17 protein-coding genes are annotated in these 15,389 nt (G+C 50.6%); 12 read left to right on the top strand and 5 right to left on the bottom strand.

Annotated elements, in window-relative coordinates:
- The 3 genes from BRO54_RS16815 to BRO54_RS16805 all read left to right on the top strand — a co-directional run.
- Window positions 1-792 (top strand): nucleoside recognition domain-containing protein (locus BRO54_RS16815; RefSeq protein WP_139268086.1); only part of this gene is annotated, 792 nt, incomplete at its 5' end.
- 15 nt (window positions 793-807) lie between these two features.
- Window positions 808-954, top strand: coding sequence for a FeoB-associated Cys-rich membrane protein (locus BRO54_RS16810; protein ID WP_014195950.1), 147 nt, complete (start codon window positions 808-810; stop codon window positions 952-954).
- Between the two features lie 113 nt (window positions 955-1,067).
- Entirely contained in the window at window positions 1,068-1,277 is a 210-nt protein-coding gene (locus BRO54_RS16805; RefSeq protein ID WP_021321482.1) for a hypothetical protein, read from the top strand.
- A 178-nt stretch (window positions 1,278-1,455) separates the two neighbouring features.
- On the opposite strand, the gene BRO54_RS16800 is transcribed toward BRO54_RS16805, so the two are convergent.
- A complete protein-coding gene (locus tag BRO54_RS16800) occupies window positions 1,456-1,878 on the bottom strand; it encodes a type II toxin-antitoxin system death-on-curing family toxin (protein WP_014195947.1) in 423 nt (140 codons plus the stop codon).
- 20 nt (window positions 1,879-1,898) lie between these two features.
- Entirely contained in the window at window positions 1,899-2,180 is a 282-nt protein-coding gene (locus BRO54_RS16795; protein WP_013523845.1) for an AbrB/MazE/SpoVT family DNA-binding domain-containing protein, read from the bottom strand.
- Between the two features lie 191 nt (window positions 2,181-2,371).
- Here BRO54_RS16795 and BRO54_RS19895 point away from each other — a divergent pair, with 191 nt between their 5' ends.
- The 8 genes from BRO54_RS19895 to BRO54_RS16750 all read left to right on the top strand — a co-directional run bounded on the left by BRO54_RS19895 (window position 2,372) and on the right by BRO54_RS16750 (window position 11,178).
- On the top strand, window positions 2,372-2,566 hold the full coding sequence (locus BRO54_RS19895; RefSeq protein ID WP_023634432.1) for a hypothetical protein: 195 nt from the start codon (window positions 2,372-2,374) through the stop codon (window positions 2,564-2,566).
- Window positions 2,567-2,967: 401 nt separating this feature from the next.
- On the top strand, window positions 2,968-3,564 hold the full coding sequence (locus BRO54_RS16780; RefSeq protein WP_011231332.1) for a DUF5317 domain-containing protein: 597 nt from the start codon (window positions 2,968-2,970) through the stop codon (window positions 3,562-3,564).
- 230 nt (window positions 3,565-3,794) lie between these two features.
- Complete coding sequence (locus tag BRO54_RS16775) at window positions 3,795-5,603, top strand: diguanylate cyclase (protein ID WP_074044676.1); 1,809 nt, start codon at window positions 3,795-3,797, stop codon at window positions 5,601-5,603.
- Between the two features lie 179 nt (window positions 5,604-5,782).
- Window positions 5,783-6,535 carry a DeoR/GlpR family DNA-binding transcription regulator gene (locus tag BRO54_RS16770; protein WP_011231330.1) on the top strand — a complete coding sequence of 251 codons (753 nt, stop codon included), beginning with the start codon at window positions 5,783-5,785 and terminating at the stop codon, window positions 6,533-6,535.
- Window positions 6,532-7,443: a 1-phosphofructokinase gene (gene pfkB / locus BRO54_RS16765; protein ID WP_011231329.1), complete on the top strand. Its 912-nt coding sequence runs from the start codon at window positions 6,532-6,534 to the stop codon at window positions 7,441-7,443. Before BRO54_RS16770 ends, pfkB begins: the two co-directional genes overlap by 4 nt.
- A 24-nt stretch (window positions 7,444-7,467) precedes the next feature.
- Window positions 7,468-9,339, top strand: a complete 1,872-nt coding sequence (locus tag BRO54_RS16760; RefSeq protein ID WP_011231328.1) for a PTS fructose transporter subunit IIABC — start codon at window positions 7,468-7,470, stop codon at window positions 9,337-9,339.
- A 108-nt stretch (window positions 9,340-9,447) separates the two neighbouring features.
- Window positions 9,448-10,314: a permease gene (locus tag BRO54_RS16755; RefSeq protein WP_041467864.1), complete on the top strand. Its 867-nt coding sequence runs from the start codon at window positions 9,448-9,450 to the stop codon at window positions 10,312-10,314.
- A gap of 15 nt (window positions 10,315-10,329) precedes the next feature.
- On the top strand, window positions 10,330-11,178 hold the full coding sequence (locus BRO54_RS16750; protein WP_074044675.1) for a TIGR03943 family putative permease subunit: 849 nt from the start codon (window positions 10,330-10,332) through the stop codon (window positions 11,176-11,178).
- 43 nt (window positions 11,179-11,221) lie between these two features.
- Here the strand turns inward: BRO54_RS16750 and BRO54_RS16745 are convergent, their stop codons facing one another.
- A complete protein-coding gene (locus BRO54_RS16745; protein WP_074044674.1) occupies window positions 11,222-12,229 on the bottom strand; it encodes an MBL fold metallo-hydrolase in 1,008 nt (335 codons plus the stop codon).
- A gap of 90 nt (window positions 12,230-12,319) precedes the next feature.
- On the opposite strand from BRO54_RS16745, the gene BRO54_RS16740 reads away from it, so the two are divergent.
- A complete protein-coding gene (locus BRO54_RS16740) occupies window positions 12,320-12,721 on the top strand; it encodes a secondary thiamine-phosphate synthase enzyme YjbQ (protein WP_074044673.1) in 402 nt (133 codons plus the stop codon).
- 180 nt (window positions 12,722-12,901) lie between these two features.
- Here the strand turns inward: BRO54_RS16740 and map are convergent, their stop codons facing one another.
- Together map and BRO54_RS16730 are read right to left on the bottom strand one after the other, a co-directional pair.
- The gene (gene map, locus BRO54_RS16735) at window positions 12,902-13,651 is read right to left on the bottom strand and encodes a type I methionyl aminopeptidase (protein WP_011231323.1); all 750 of its coding nucleotides are present in this window, start codon (window positions 13,649-13,651) and stop codon (window positions 12,902-12,904) included.
- Window positions 13,652-13,905: 254 nt separating this feature from the next.
- Complete coding sequence (locus tag BRO54_RS16730) at window positions 13,906-15,210, bottom strand: ATP-binding protein (RefSeq protein ID WP_074044677.1); 1,305 nt, start codon at window positions 15,208-15,210, stop codon at window positions 13,906-13,908.
- Between the last annotated feature and the right edge of the window lie 179 nt (window positions 15,211-15,389).

Here is a 15,389-nt window from a genome sequence, read left to right as displayed (position 1 = left end):
CCCGGGGTGATGGCGGCGCGCACGATCGAGCAGCCGAAAGAACGGCTGTTGACGATCTTGGCGCTGCCGTTTATGTCGTGTTCCGCCCGCTTGCCGGTGTACGCCTTGTTTGCCGGCACGTTTTTCGTCCGCGAGCAGGCGCTTGTCGTGTTTTCACTTTACGTGCTTGGCATTGCAGTGGCTTTGGGGCTCGCCAAGTTGTTCTCATCGACGCTCTTGAAAAACGAAAGTTCGCTGTTTGTCATTGAACTGCCGCCATACCGCGTGCCGCAGGCGCTCACGTTATGGCGGAGCACATGGGAGAAAGGGAAAGGGTTCGTTCGCAAAGCCGGCACGTTTATTTTTGGCGGTTCGGTCGCCATTTGGCTGTTGACGTATATCGGGCCGCATGGGGTCGGCGTTGCCATGGATGACAGTTTTCTCGCCGCCATCGGCGGCCTCATCGCTCCGTTGCTCGCCCCGCTTGGCTTTGGCGCCTGGCAGGCAGGCGCGGCTTTGATCACCGGCTTTTTGGCGAAAGAAGTTGTCGTGTCCACGATGAATATTATTTACCACGTTCATGAGACGAACGGGCTGAAGCAGGTGATCGCCTCCCATTTCACGCCGCTGTCGGCGTTCAGCTTTATGGTGTTCGTCCTGCTTTATACGCCGTGTCTAGCGACGGTGGCGGCGATTCGCAAAGAAACCGGGTCGCGGAAATGGACGCTGTTGTCAATCGGATGCGCGCTGACGGTTGCGTATGTCATTTCGTTTGCCGTCTATCAGTTTGGGCATATGCTTGGTTATTCATGAAAGGAGAGAGAATCGATGATCGCGAATCTTGTGATCGGCGGAGCGATTTTTGCCTACGCCGGCTGGACGCTGGTCCGACACGTGAAAAAAAGCGCCAAAGGGGCGTGCGCGTCATGCCATGCAGCGGACCATTGCCGAGGCAGCTGCGGGACGGAGAGATAATCCGTTCAAGACAAACGGATTCCTGACGATGATCGGAATCCGTTTTTTCATTTTCCGACGAAAGACTTTCGCTTCCATGGTTGTAGGATAGCCAAAAAATAAGCGGGGATGCAATGGGCAAACTTTCGTTTCAACGGGCTCTGGAGGACAAAAGATCAGGCCGCTCTTTGTTTTGGCTGTTGGGTGTTGTTGCCTCAATGATGGCCGAAACACCGGGGGTAGAAAGCTTTTTTCGTTCAACCGTTGAAACTCAAGGGAAGACCGTGAGTGTGGAGGATAAACTTTTGACAATACTCAATACCTGCCGCAAGGTAAAAGTATGAAAAGCTGCGAATAGCGAAAAGGCGTCTTTGGATCAAGGTTCGCACAGTTGCGTAAAAACAAAGCAGCAAAAAACGATGTTGTTGTCCTGTCATCCAAGTTTACTGGGTTGGCGATGGAATTTTACGCAATAATTGAACTTGACCCGGCTTTGGCCCGCTCTTTTCCTCACTCTTTTCCTCATTCTTTTCGTTTTTGGATGGGACGGATGTAACTCTCTAATTCGTGGGCAAGATGCTGGATGCAATCATTTCCCCGGAACTTGGCATCCTCGACAAGGTACACCGTGAAATCTTCCGCTTCTTTATTGGTCATAGTGAACTCATATCCATTCAAATCAAGGAACGTGACGAATACGGTTAAAGCCGTCCGCTTATTGCCGTTGTGGAAAATATGACCTGTCGCGATGGAATGGTAATAGCAGCAAGCCTTTTCAATAATCGAAGGGAACTGTTCCTCCCCGAACAATTTCGTTTTCGGTCTTTCCAACATCCACGCGAATTTATCGGGGAATTGGATCCCCGCTTGTTCTGCGTCGTCGTACATTTCCATGACCGTGTAATGGATAAATATGATTTCTTCCGCTGTCAAATAATAAACCATGTTTTCCTCCGGTTGCTCCTTTATCTATATTTCAAGTTGCGCAGCGCTTCGTCATATTTGGAGATCGCGCGGTTCATCGCCATCACGACTTCAGGACGGACTTCTTTTGGAATTCGGTTTGCGCGTTTCATCACGATTTCCCCTCGTTCCTTGTCGTAATATATTTCGATTTCATCGCCTTTATTTAGGTTTAGCATCGTGGCTAAATCTTTCGGGATGCTAACGGACAAACTATTCCCGACTTGGCTAATCCGACGTGTATACGTTTTGTCATCCTTGCTTCCCAACATTTCCGCGTCCATTTCTTTTTCATCTCCTTTCCATATAATGGGCAAAAAGGACGTTTTTATCCATAAAATTATTACTGTATAAACAATTATAACAATAATCTTCCGAAAAGCAATACGGAATAATAAAAAAGGGCTTTTTGTCTTTCAACGAGAAAAACGCATGCCGCATTTCTAGAATCGATGTCGTTAGGAGGGAAAGAGGAGTGCCGCATAAAGTGAGCTTGTACGGATATGCCGTCTGTGTGTTATGCCATGCCGGACATAGTGAGGTCGGAAGCGTCAAGCAGTGGAACATGAAACAGCCGCGTCACGGAACGGATCAACGACGGCTATCTTTATTATTGCTTGGGGGGGATTTAGTTGGTTTATCAAATATCTTTGTCTTGCAGAAGGAATGAGGGATATTCATTGTTGCGACGGACCATCCGTTTATTATCTTGCGCGTGAAGCCAATCCACATAAGCTTGGAAGCGGAACGGTGAGATGAACGAGGATGGCTTGCTGGCTGTGGGCAGGCGCGCCCAAGAATCTCCTGCCGCTAAGTGTTTGCGCAGTCGGGGGATCATTCCATTGAGGGTAGGTTCTTTTTCACTATTCAATGGATATACATGACGCTGTTTTTGTCGTTTCTTGTTTCAAAGAATGACGAAAACGAAAAGAAGGAAACGATATTCATCAAAATTTGTTTGTAGTTAGGACGAACGGACTATTTACATGGAATGAAAAAAACGGTAAAAATAGAAGTGAGGACAGTAGTTTAGAAAAAAGAGAAAATTCTGTTTATCAAGGGGACAGCATTATGGTTTACGATGGAATCATTTTGTCGTTGTTGATCGGCTGGTTTCGCGGCGGAAGCTTGAAAGGGTTGGCCAACATGAAATTGCGCGGCGGTTGGCTGTTCCCGATCTTATTGGCGGTGCAGTTTATCGTCTTTTTCCTTCAAGAACGCATCGAGTGGATCGCCAAAATGAGCAACGTTATTTTTCTTCTCGTCTATATCACAGGACTCGCATTTCTGTGGCTCAACCGCCATCAGCCGGGGTTTTCGGTCATCTTCGCCGGCGTCTTGCTTAACTTTATCGTCATGGCCTTAAACGGTGGACGGATGCCGGTATCGATCGAAGCCGCCCAATTTCTCGGCCGCGAATACATCGAAGCGTTAAAAGCCGGTTTGTACGGCAAGCACCAGGCGATCACATCGGATACGCTTCTGCCGTTTCTTGGCGACATCATTCCGCTGTCTCCGCCGTACCCGCGCCAACAAGTCATCAGCATCGGCGACGTTGTGATGAACGTAGGGGCGTTCTTGTTCATCCAGCATCTGATGCTCAGCGCACCGCGCCATGGGGCAGACGATGCTGAGAAAGAAACAACGGCCGCTCCTGCGAATCAATAAACTAATTTTTAAGGGGGAAAAGGACATGAAATTCAAAGTAAAACAAGTATTGATCAATTTGTTCATCCTCGGTTCGGTGATTGTAGCGTTGACGTCGGGGTTTAGAATTGGAAGCTGAAATTTGTTTGTGTGCTCTACAATTCTCCAACCGTTAAGTTAAACACATCTCAGATCTATGGGCTGAATTTTTGGATAATGAGAGTGGTTATCAAGATGACTCCAATATTAAAATGGCAAGGAAAAGTATATTTATTTCTTATTTTTTTATTAGTTTGATAACTTTTGTTGTAGGAGATGGATTTTCTATTCCATCTCTTAAAGATTGGGTTTTTGTTTATTTTTTAGTTGCTGCTGTTCTTTTATTGAGCTATTTTTCTGTCCATCTTCCTCCTAAGGACAACTCTTTTTCGATGGATTCGGCTATTTACCTAGCAGTTATGTTTTTATACGGCATTTCTCTTGCGTTGAAGGTTCTACTGATTAGCATTTTAGTAGAGTTTTTATATAAAAGAAAAATGGCATGGTGGAAACACTTATTCAATCTTTCAATGTACTCTTTAATGATTGCAGGGGCATTTTATTCCTTTTTGTATTTTGGCGGGCAGATTGGAGAAATTAAAACTGACTATTTGTTTCCTTATATGGTTAGTTTGTTGGTGTACTTTCTTATCAATATTAGTTTAATATTTATGTTTTTTGTTTTTTTAGAGCGTGTATATAAAGGTGCTTTTAATTTTGGTGTCTTGTTTGAAGCAATGGTTAGTTACTGTGTTACTTTAATACTGTCTCTTGTTTTAGCTATTTTATTAGATAAAGAACGGTATTTTGGGCTATTTCTATTTACTGTTTTAGTAATCATTCTATCAGTAGTATTTAGGAAATTTATAGTTTTATACGAGTTAGTTTCCAACCGCGCCAACAAAGACCACCTCACCGGTCTTTACAACCATGGTTTTTTCAAGGAAGCGCTCAAGGAGCAGTTTTCCGACTGCAAACTGCTTAAACAGCCGTTGACATTGGCGTTCCTTGATCTGGACGATTTTAAAAAATACAATGACCGGAATGGCCATTTGCAAGGCGACCGTTTGTTGACTTTTTTCGGGAAACTGCTGCAAAAAGCGGTGGGAGGGACGAACTTTACGGTCGCTCGCTATGGCGGAGAAGAGTTTGCCATTTTAATGCCCAACACGACGAAAGAAGACGCGTACGCGTTTTTAAATCGGTTGCGCAAAGAAGTGAACGATACATATTTTGAAGGCGTCGAGCATATTCCGTATCGTTGCCTGTCGTTTTCGTGCGGCATCGCCGAGATGGAAAAAGATATGTACGAAAGCGAGGAATTGATCCATCGGGCCGATCAGGCGCTGTATTACGCGAAGGCGCAAGGGAAAAACAACGTGCAGCTGTATGATAAGCACAATATGTGCTTGGATGAGATTAAGTTTAAGCAAGATTTGGAAGCGCTCGAGCAGCAAGTGAAATTTTTTCTTTCCAAAGATGTCTATACATACCGCCATAGCAAACGGGTGTTTAAATATGCGTTGGAGTTTGGCAGCCGTCTTGATGAGTTGACCGACCATGAACGGCAGACGCTCATTTTAGGAGCGCTCATCCATGACATTGGCAAAATCGAAGTGCCCCGCGATATTTTAAATAAGCGCGGAAAGTTGGAGAAGCATGAATGGGAAATCATCAAAAAGCACGTAACGTGGGGGCGCGAGATTGTGGCGGCGGAGAAGCGGTTTGATGATTTGCTTCCGCTTGTCGAGCTGCACCACGAACGATATGATGGGAAAGGGTATCCGTACGGGCTGAAAGGGGAAGAAATCCCGAAACTGGCCCGCATTTTGTGTATTATCGACTCGTTTGACGCTATGACAACCGAGCGGCCGTACCAGCCGACGAAAACGTTTGAAGAGGCGCTTGAAGAAATCGAACGTTGCGCAGGAACGCAGTTTGATCCGGTCTATGCGGCGAAGTTTATCGCGTTTGTGCGAGAGCACTATTTGCCGCTTGCCGAGATGCAGCAACTGAATTAAGCGAAAGAAGGCACTTGCCGATGGCAAGTGTTTTTTATTTTTATTTTGATTGTTTTTGGTTGTTTTGTTTTTTTTATTGAATGTTATTGATCTAAAATGAATGATTTTGATTGATTTTTTCTCTGTTTTGGCTTATGATAGAGTTGTAAGCGATATCGCCGATGATCGGAGGTGGGAATGTGCTGACGGAAGAACGCCACCGCCTCATTTTGGACCTGTTGGCGCAAAAAGGAGTCATCAAGCTGCAAGAGCTCGTTGACGCGACCGGGGCGTCGGAGTCGACGATTCGCCGCGATTTGACGCAGCTTGAAACCGAAAAGAAACTGCGCCGTGTGCACGGCGGGGCGGCCTTGTTGCAGCAGAAGCGCGAAGAGTTAAGCGTATCGGAAAAATCGCTGAAATATATCGAAGAAAAGCGGCGGATCGCTGCCTATGCGGCCAGTTTGGTGCAAAAAGGAAACTGCATCTATTTAGATGCGGGGACGACAACGTGGGAAATGATTCCGTATTTGGCTGACAAAGAGGTCATCGTTGTCACGAACGGCGTGATGCATGTCGAGCGGTTGCTTGAGCACAATGTGGCGACGTATTTGATCGGCGGCATGATCAAGCCGAAAACGAAGGCGTTGATCGGGCGCGGTGCCATCGAGTCGCTGCGGCAGTACCGCTTTGACCAATGCTTCATCGGCGCCAACGGCGTTCATTACGACTACGGTTATACGACGCCGGATCCGGAAGAAGCGCTGGTGAAATATACGGCGATGCAGCTGGCGCAACGCGCGTATGTGCTCGCTGACCATTCGAAGTTGAATGAAAGCGCGTTTGCGAAAATTGCTGATTTGCATGAAGCGGTGTTGATCACCGATGAATTGGATGAAGAGTGGAAAGATTTGTATCGAACAAAAACAACAGTAGAGGTTGTGGCTCCGTGATTTACACATGCACGTTGAATCCATCTGTTGATTATATCGTTCACCTCGATGAGCTGCATGTTGGCGAACTGAATCGTTCAGTGAAAACGTTCACATTTCCGGGCGGGAAAGGGATCAACGTATCGCGCGTGTTGAAGCGTTTGGGTGTTGACAGCACGGCGCTTGGATTCGTCGGCGGGTTTACCGGCGGGTTCATTGAAAGCGAGCTTCGGAAAGAAGGCATTGCCTGCGATTTTGTTCATGTCCCAGGGCAAACGCGCATTAACGTCAAACTGAAAGCTGGGCGGGAGACGGAAATTAACGGTGAAGGCCCGATGATTGCCGATGACGATGCAACGCAATTGATAGCGAAAATCGGAGCGCTTTCGGCCGGTGATGTGCTTGTGCTCGCCGGAAGCGCGCCGATGTCGCTGTCGGTGGACGTGTACGAGCAACTGGCGGCTCGAGCGGTGAAACGGCGTGTTCGTCTTGTCGTCGATACGAGCGGTCCGGCGCTCGAGGCGCTGCTCGCCTACCGGCCGTTTCTTGCCAAGCCGAATCACCATGAGCTGGCCGAACTGTTTGGCGCTGCTGTGCTGACGAAAGAAGAAATCATCCCCTATGGCCGCCGGTTGGTTGAAAGAGGAGTGGAGCATCTCATCGTCTCGATGGGCGGCGCGGGGGCGTTTTACTTCGGCCGGGAAGCAACGCTGTTTGCCGAAGCGCCACAAGGAACGGTGAAAAATTCGGTCGGGGCGGGCGATTCGATGGTCGCTGGATTTTTGGCCGCCTGGGCGAGCGGAACATCCATTGAGGAAGCGTTCGCTTACAGTGTCGCCGCCGGAAGCGCGACCGCGTTTTCGGAAGATTTATGCACGAAAGAGGAAGTCGAAGCGCTCGTCGACCGCGTCCGCGTCGCACGTTTATAGGAGGAAATAAAGGGGGGCGTACAGATGAATGTCACGGATTTGTTAACAAAGGAAACGATGATTCTTGAACTTCGGGCAAAGACAAAAGAGGAAGTGATTGAAGAGTTGGCCGCGAAACTCGCCGAGGCGGGAGCGGTCAGCGATATGGAGGCGTTCAAACGGGCGATTTGGGCGCGCGAAAAACAAAGCACGACCGGCGTTGGGGATGGCGTCGCCATTCCGCACGCCAAAACGGCGGCGGTCAAGCGCCCGGCGGTGGCGTTTGGCCGTTCGGCTGCCGGCATTGATTACGAGTCGCTGGACGGCCAGCCAAGCCATTTGTTTTTCATGATCGCGGCCCCGGAAGGCGGGGAACAGACGCATTTGCAGGCGTTGGCGAAACTATCGTCGCTGTTGATGGATGCCTCGTTCCGCGCCCGGTTGGAAAATGCTTCGGATGAAGAGGAGATCCTCCGTTTGTTCAAAGAGAAAGAGAACAAAGAGGAAGAACCGTCTCTGCAAGGCGCGCCATCTGGCGGCGGACGGAAAGTGCTCGCCGTTACCGCCTGCCCGACCGGGATTGCCCATACGTATATGGCCGCTGATGCGCTGAAGGCGAAAGCAGCGGAAATGGGCGTATCCATCAAAGTCGAGACAAACGGCTCCGATGGGGTGAAAAACGCTCTGACGGCGCAGGAGATTGAAGAAGCAACGGCGATCATTGTGGCGGCCGATAAACAAGTGGAAATGGACCGTTTTGACGGCAAACATGTCATTCAAGTGCCGGTCTCCCAGGCGATCCGTGAGCCAGAGAAGCTCATCGAGCAGGCGCTGCGCCAAGACGCGCCGATTTATCGGGCAAGCGGTGCGGCGCGAGGCAGCGCGGGAGCGGCGAAACCGCGAACCGGTTTTTACAAGCATTTGATGAACGGCGTATCGAATATGTTGCCGTTTGTCGTCGGCGGCGGGATTTTGATTGCGCTTTCCTTCACGTTCGGCATTAAGGCGTTTGATCCGAAAGATCCGTCGTATCATCCGTTTGCCAAACTGTTAATGGACATTGGCGGCGGCAATGCGTTCGCTTTAATGGTCCCTGTGCTGGCCGCATTCATCGCCATGAGCATTGCCGACCGGCCGGGATTTGCGCCGGGGATGGTCGGCGGCTTTTTGGCGGCGAACGGCGGGGCCGGCTTTTTGGGTGGGTTGATCGCCGGCTTTTTGGCCGGGTATTTGGTCGTCGGGCTCCGGAAACTGTTCAGCCGCTTGCCGCAGTCGCTTGAGGGGATTAAACCGGTGCTGCTCTATCCGGTATTCGGTATTTTCCTCACCGGCATCATTATGATGTATGTGGTCATCGATCCAGTCAAGGCGTTGAATGAAGGGATGAAACATTGGCTTTCCGGCATGGGCACCGCAAACTTAGTGCTGCTTGGTGCGGTGTTGGGCGGCATGATGGCGGTCGATATGGGCGGACCGATCAACAAAGCGGCGTATACGTTTGGGCTGGCGATGATTGAAGCCGGCAACTTTGCGCCGCATGCGGCGATTATGGCTGGCGGGATGGTGCCGCCGCTCGGATTGGCGCTGGCGACAACGTTCTTTAAGAAAAAGTTTACGAAAGCCGAGCGTGAAGCTGGAAAAACGTGCTATATCATGGGCGCTTCGTTCATTACCGAAGGGGCGATTCCGTTTGCCGCGGCTGATCCGGTGCGGGTCATTCCATCGATTATCGTCGGCTCGGCCGTTGCGGGAGCGTTGACGATGTGGTTCCATATCGGTTTGCCGGCGCCGCACGGCGGGATTTTCGTCATCCCGATCGTCAAAGGCAGCGCATGGCTTTATATGTTGGCTATTTTGATCGGCTCGGTCGTCACGGCGCTGATGGTCGGGCTATGGAAAAAAGAAGTGGAAGAATAATAGAAGAGGCGTTTCGCCAAAGGCGGAGCGCCTTTTTTCTCATCAAATTTTCATGACAGGGGGTCTTGTCAGTGATACAATGAACGGTTGTAAATGAGAGGAGAACTCATGATGAACACGTTTTTGCAGCTGAATACGATTTTTATCAGCATATTGATTGAATCGTTGCCGTTCGTCGTGCTTGGGGTGTTTGTTTCCGGAGTCATTCAAATGTTTGTCAGTGAAGAGACAGTGCAACGATGGGTGCCGAAAAACCGCGGCTTGGCGATTGTTTATGCGGCATTGGTCGGGGTTTTGTTTCCTTCGTGCGAATGCAGCATCGTGCCGATCACCCGCCGTCTCGTCGCCAAGGGGGTGCCGCTTTACGCGGCCGTGCCGTTTATGTTAACGGCTCCCGTCATCAATCCGGTTGTGCTGTTTTCGACATATATCGCCTTCGGAAGCAGTTGGACGATGGTATTGTGCCGGGCGCTGTTCGCTTGCGCCGTCGCCGTCGCTGTCGGCGCCGTGATGGCGATTCGGCATGAAGGCAGCGAGTTGCGCCATGAACGGCGCGAGATGCCGATGATGCCCCGTACGTGGAAAGAGAAAATCGTCGGCACCCTGCACCATACGATCGATGAATTTTTTGCGACCGGAAAGTATTTGATCATTGGGGCGTTCATTGCTTCGGCGATGCAAACGTATGTGAAAACGTCGGCGCTTGTTTCGATCGGCAATGGGAAAGTGGCGGCCTCTTTGGTCATGATGGCGCTCGCCTTCGTACTGTCGCTCTGTTCCGAGGCGGACGCATTTATCGCCTCGTCGTTTCAAAGCACATTTCCGTTTCACGCGCTGGCAGCGTTTCTTGTTTACGGGCCGATGCTCGATGTGAAAAATACGCTCATGTTGTTTCAGTCATTCCGCGCCCGGTTTGTGTGGAAACTGATTGCCTATATCACGTTGTTTGTGTTTGCCGGATCGCTATTGATCTAGCAAGGAGGTGGCGGCATGGTTCGCATGTATATTTTGCTTGGGTTTGCGTTTTTGTTTTTCCATTTATATATTACTGGAGAGTTGAGCAAATACATTAATATGCGGTATTCGTATATTTCGTTTAGTGCGATGTTTGTGTTTGCTTTTTTAACGATCGTGCAATTTGTGCTGGCAAGCCGCAACGAGGAACCGCACGATCATGGGGAGGAGTGCTGCGGCCATCATCATCATGAGCCGTCTGCGCGCTGGAAGCGGGCGGTGAATTACCTTATTTTTGTTTTTCCGCTTGTTTCCGCCTTCTTGTTTCCCGTTGCGACGCTGGATTCTGAAGTCGTAAAGGCGAAAGGAATTCATGTTCCTGGGATGGCGGCTGACAGCAGCGATCCGTTTGCCCAGCGGCAGTTTTTGCGTCCGGATACGAGCATGTATTATGGGCGGGATGATTATCAAAATGCCATGGAAAAAGAGCTGAAAAAATACGGCCGTCTCCCTCGCTTGGAGTTGAATGATCAAAACTATTTAAATGCCATGGAAACGATTTATCAGTTTCCTGGCGAATTTGCCGCCCGCGACATTGAATTCATCGGGTTTGTCTACCGTGAGGAAACGGCGCGCGCCAATGAGGCGTTTCTCCTTCGCTTTGGAATCATTCATTGTGTTGCGGATTCAGGGGTGTACGGGCTGCTCCTTCAGTTTCCAAAGACGGTGCCGCTTCAAAATGATGAATGGATTCATGTGAAAGGTACGCTATCCACCATGTATTACCAGCCGTTTCATATGACGCTTCCGTATGTAAAAGTGACGTCATGGGAGAGGGTGGCCAAACCGAAGGAGCCGTACGTATACCGCCAATTCAATGAATAAGAGCGAGCCGCTGACTGGCTCGCTCTTTTGGATAAAGTTGCGCTCATTCCTTTTGCCGCGCTTGTTTCACCATGGTGATTGCGCCTGTTTGGCTGAACGTATTGTCGAATTGGGAAAGGGCCGTCAACGCTTGGGCGGCATCGATCACCTCGCCGAGCTTTAAGCAAAGCAAGCGGTCATCTTCCAATCCGCGCCGCCGCCATTCGGCCCATAAGCGATCGAGCGCTTCTTTCGGCGTATCGTCCGCGAGGCGGAAGGCCCCGTAATGCATCGGGACAAACAGCCGGGCGCGGCAGTCCAAAAACGCCTGCACCGCTTCTTCGGGCGTGGTGTGCTGCGGCCCCATAAACCATTCCGGTTCGTACGCGCCGATCGGCAAGAGCGCATAGTCGATGGAAAAGCGTTCGCCGATGTCGCGAAAGCCGCGGAAGTAGCCGCTGTCGCCGGCGAAGTAGATGGTGGGCGCGCCGTTTGATGTGATCACCCATCCGCCCCAATGCGACGTGTTCGTGTCCCACAGCGTCCGCCGCGTCCAATGCTGGGATGGAACAAACGTCAGCGACACATCACGGAAGACGGCCGTTTCCCACCATGACAGTTCGGTGACATGGCGGTAGCCGCGGCGGCGGAACAGGCGGCCGAGGCCGACCGGCACGAACACGTGCGGATCGCCTTTTAAGCGGCGGAGGCTGCCGAAATGCAAATGGTCGTAGTGGCCGTGGGAGATGAGCACAACGTCCACGGGCGGCATCTTGTCAAGCGGAACGCCGGGAGCCGTCAAGCGTTTGGCCGCGCCCATCCAATTCGCCCAGACGGGATCAGTGACGATGGTGATGCCATTGAGTTGAACGACAAAGGTCGAATGGCCGACCCAACAGAGCTGCGGTCGTCCGTTCGACTCCCGAAGCCGCTCGTATTGAGGCGGTGAAACATGCGGCACGACGTAGGACAAATCTTTTTGTTTTTGTTTCCGCTCCCGCTGCCAACGGCGGAAATCGGCCCATGTTTTGTGCGTCGAGACGCCGTCTAAGTTTTCATAGCGCTTGGCCAACGGTTTCTCACTCCATTTTTTGTGTTATATTATTTAAAGTAGCAAACCTTTTTTGCGAAGTACAAAATGTTTGCCCAGGTGGTGGAATCTATGCTTCGTTCTTTTACAATCCGCACGGCAAAGCGGGATGAAATGATCGACATTACTTCATTCGTCGAGGAGACGGTGCGCCAGGCTAACGTGACGGAAGGGATCGCTGTCGTTTATTGTCCGCATACAACGGCTGGCATCACCATTAACGAAAACGCGGATCCGGATGTCAAGCGCGACATGATGCGCCGCTTTGATGAAACATATCCGTGGGAGCATCCGCTTGACCGCCATATGGAAGGGAACACGGCCGCCCATATGAAAGCGAGCACGGTTGGGGCTTCGCAGCACGTCATTATTCATGAAGGCCGTCTGCTCCTTGGGCGGTGGCAAGGCGTCTATTTTTGCGAGTACGACGGACCGCGCCAGCGCACGTTTTACGTGAAAGTGCTCGAAGGTTAGAAACTATAATTATATTATGTAAACAAAGGGGCGGGAGAAGATGATGCCAGAATAGCGGATGCAACGGTTTGATGTAAATAGGGAGAAGAGAACGAAAAAACCCGGGTAAACGTTTACCCGGGTTTTTTCATTTCAAATGTCGAAAAATCCAGCTGTTGAGAACAAGAAGCATTCGCATCCTTACGCCGGCGTCGTCAAAATGAGCGGTCCGTTTTTCGTAATGGCGATCGTATGTTCATATTGCGCTGAATACGAGCCGTCGATCGTCCGCGCCGTCCAGCCGTTCGGATCCATTTTGCTTTGCCATGCCCCCATGTTGACCATCGGTTCGATCGTGATGACCATCCCCTCCTTTAAACGCATGCCTTTTCCTTTTTCGCCGAAGTGGGGGACATACGGCTCTTCGTGGATCGTCGGGCCGATGCCGTGTCCGGTGAAATCGCGGACGACGGAAAAGCCGTGCGCTTCGACGTACGTTTGAATGGCGTGGCCGATGTCGCCGATTCGATTGCCAAGAACCGCTTGCTCGATTCCTTTATAGAGCGACTGCTCCGTGACGTCAAGCAGCTTTTCCACGTCTTCACCGACGTCGCCGATGGCGTACGTCCAAGCGGAATCGGCGAGCGCTCCGCGCAAATTGACGACAAAGTCGATCGTGACGATATCGCCTTCTTTCAGCGGCTCGTTGCGCGGAAACCCGTGGCAAATTTCATCGTTAATGGAAGCGCATGTCGCATACGGATAGCCGCGGTATCCTTTTTGTTCCGGTTTGGCGCCGTATTTGGCCAAAAACGTTTCAACGAACCGGTCAATTTCCATCGTTGTGACGCCCGGTCCGATGCGTTTGGCGATCTCTTGATGACAGGCGGCGAGCAACTTTCCCGCCTCGCGCATCAATTGAATTTCCCGTTCCGTTTTGACGTGAATCATGCAACTGTCTCCTTTTCCTCGATGTGTTTCGCTTCGATAGTATTGTAGCAAAAAGAACTGTGATGTGAAACCGCGGCGATCCGTTCTGAACTGAGGAGCTATTCCAGAATTTCACCCCAAAATAGGACGCGAAAGGGGGGACGAAAGGAAAAAAAGATGCCCGAAAAAAAGAAAAGGCCCTTTGATGGGGGCATACAGAACTTCGATATGTTGGTCCTTGCCTGCAAGAGCTTTTACGGCTGGTCCCTGCTATGTCACAAGGCGGCAAACAGCTGTTTTTCTTTATCGGAAATCGCGGAGGAAGAGGGAGACGGTGCGAGCGGCAAATAAATGGACACCGTTGTCCCTTTATGTACTTCGCTTTCGATGCGGATCGTTCCGTTCATCGATTCGACGATGCGGTAGACGACCATCATCCCAAGCCCTGTGCCTTTCACTCCTTTCGTTGTAAAATACGGCTCGCCCAAACGTTCGAGCTGTTCTTTCGTCATGCCGACGCCGGTGTCAGCGATGCGGATGAGCACGCGGCCGCTGTCAATGGAGACGGACACTTGCAGCGTCCCGCCGTTGGGCATCGCTTCGATGGCGTTTTTCATTACGTTGAGCAAACATTGACGGAATTTTTCGCGCTCACCGATGACGGAAAATGGGGCAAGTGTCGCTTGAATATCGACGCAGCTCATATTGGCGAGCGGGCGGAGGATGTCAATGACACGCTCAATCTCAAGTTTCACGTTCAGCTTTTCCGGAGTCTCGGGCGCCGGTTTAGCGAACGTCAAGTAATCGGTGATGATCGCTTCCGCCCGATCAAGCTCCTCAATGGCGATGCGTGCATACTGGCGGCGTTTGTCGGCGGCGAGCGATTGTTCCTCGATCAGCTGAATAAATCCGCGCGCCGCGGTGAGTGGATTGCGAATTTCGTGGGAGATCGAGGCCGCCAAATGGGTGACAGCTTCCATTTTCTCAGCACGAATGATTTGTTTGCGCAGCGCGATGCTATGATGCATCATCTCCCAAAACGAACAAACGACGAGCATGCTGATAGGCTGCACAAGCAAAAAAATGAGCGCAACGGAAGGTGGAGGAGAAACCGCGGCCGCCATCCACTCCGCCATGGCGACGGTCAATACACCGGAGCCGAAGCTGAGCGATGCGGCGAACAGTGCCCGCTGTTTGGCTGGCATTCGGATAAACCGTTTTGTCAATAAACTGCTCGTTGCAGCGATGGCGATGGAAATGACGGCGGTGACGAAGACGCCAGCTCCGCCAAACAACGAGCGGTAGGCGACCGCTGTCAGCGCCAAAAATGCCGCCGCCCCTGCTCCGCCGTACAGACCGCCAAGCCATAATGGAATTTGCCGCAAGTCAAAGATAAAATCACTCTCTTCCCCGACCGGAAGGGTGATGCATAACACGATGACGACGGCGTAACAAATGGTCAGCAAATAAAGGCGAACCCGTTTCGGCCCTTTCTCTTGCTCCGTACAAAGCGGAACGAGAAATACTGGCAGAAGGATGAAAAACAAGTTGAGCAAAAAATCCTTGAAAATGTTGAGCATCACGGCACCTTCTTTCCCATCGTCAAGCTGCATAGGCAGAATTTCTACAAAACTTGCGAATATATTACATTGTAACCGGAAACCGACCCGCATGTTAAGGTCGAATTCATAGCCTTTTTTTGATATAAATCTTGTTTTTTCGACAATAGTAGGAAAAAAGAACTATTTTTTGTTTATTA

The organism is Geobacillus proteiniphilus (genome assembly GCF_001908025.1).
GTDB lineage: Bacteria > Bacillota > Bacilli > Bacillales > Anoxybacillaceae > Geobacillus > Geobacillus proteiniphilus.
This window is presented reverse-complemented; position numbering and strand designations above follow the sequence as displayed.

Coding starts and splice junctions, on each gene's coding strand:
- BRO54_RS16810 (WP_014195950.1), top strand. CDS start 808: ATGATCGCGAATCTTGTGATCGGCGGAGCGATTTTTGCCTACGCCGGC.
- BRO54_RS16805 (WP_021321482.1), top strand. CDS start 1,068: ATGGGCAAACTTTCGTTTCAACGGGCTCTGGAGGACAAAAGATCAGGC.
- BRO54_RS16800 (WP_014195947.1), bottom strand. CDS start 1,878: ATGGTTTATTATTTGACAGCGGAAGAAATCATATTTATCCATTACACG.
- BRO54_RS16795 (WP_013523845.1), bottom strand. CDS start 2,180: ATGGACGCGGAAATGTTGGGAAGCAAGGATGACAAAACGTATACACGT.
- BRO54_RS16780 (WP_011231332.1), top strand. CDS start 2,968: ATGGTTTACGATGGAATCATTTTGTCGTTGTTGATCGGCTGGTTTCGC.
- BRO54_RS16775 (WP_074044676.1), top strand. CDS start 3,795: ATGGCAAGGAAAAGTATATTTATTTCTTATTTTTTTATTAGTTTGATA.
- BRO54_RS16760 (WP_011231328.1), top strand. CDS start 7,468: ATGAATGTCACGGATTTGTTAACAAAGGAAACGATGATTCTTGAACTT.
- BRO54_RS16755 (WP_041467864.1), top strand. CDS start 9,448: ATGATGAACACGTTTTTGCAGCTGAATACGATTTTTATCAGCATATTG.
- BRO54_RS16750 (WP_074044675.1), top strand. CDS start 10,330: ATGGTTCGCATGTATATTTTGCTTGGGTTTGCGTTTTTGTTTTTCCAT.
- BRO54_RS16740 (WP_074044673.1), top strand. CDS start 12,320: ATGCTTCGTTCTTTTACAATCCGCACGGCAAAGCGGGATGAAATGATC.
- map (WP_011231323.1), bottom strand. CDS start 13,651: ATGATTCACGTCAAAACGGAACGGGAAATTCAATTGATGCGCGAGGCG.
- BRO54_RS16730 (WP_074044677.1), bottom strand. CDS start 15,210: ATGCTCAACATTTTCAAGGATTTTTTGCTCAACTTGTTTTTCATCCTT.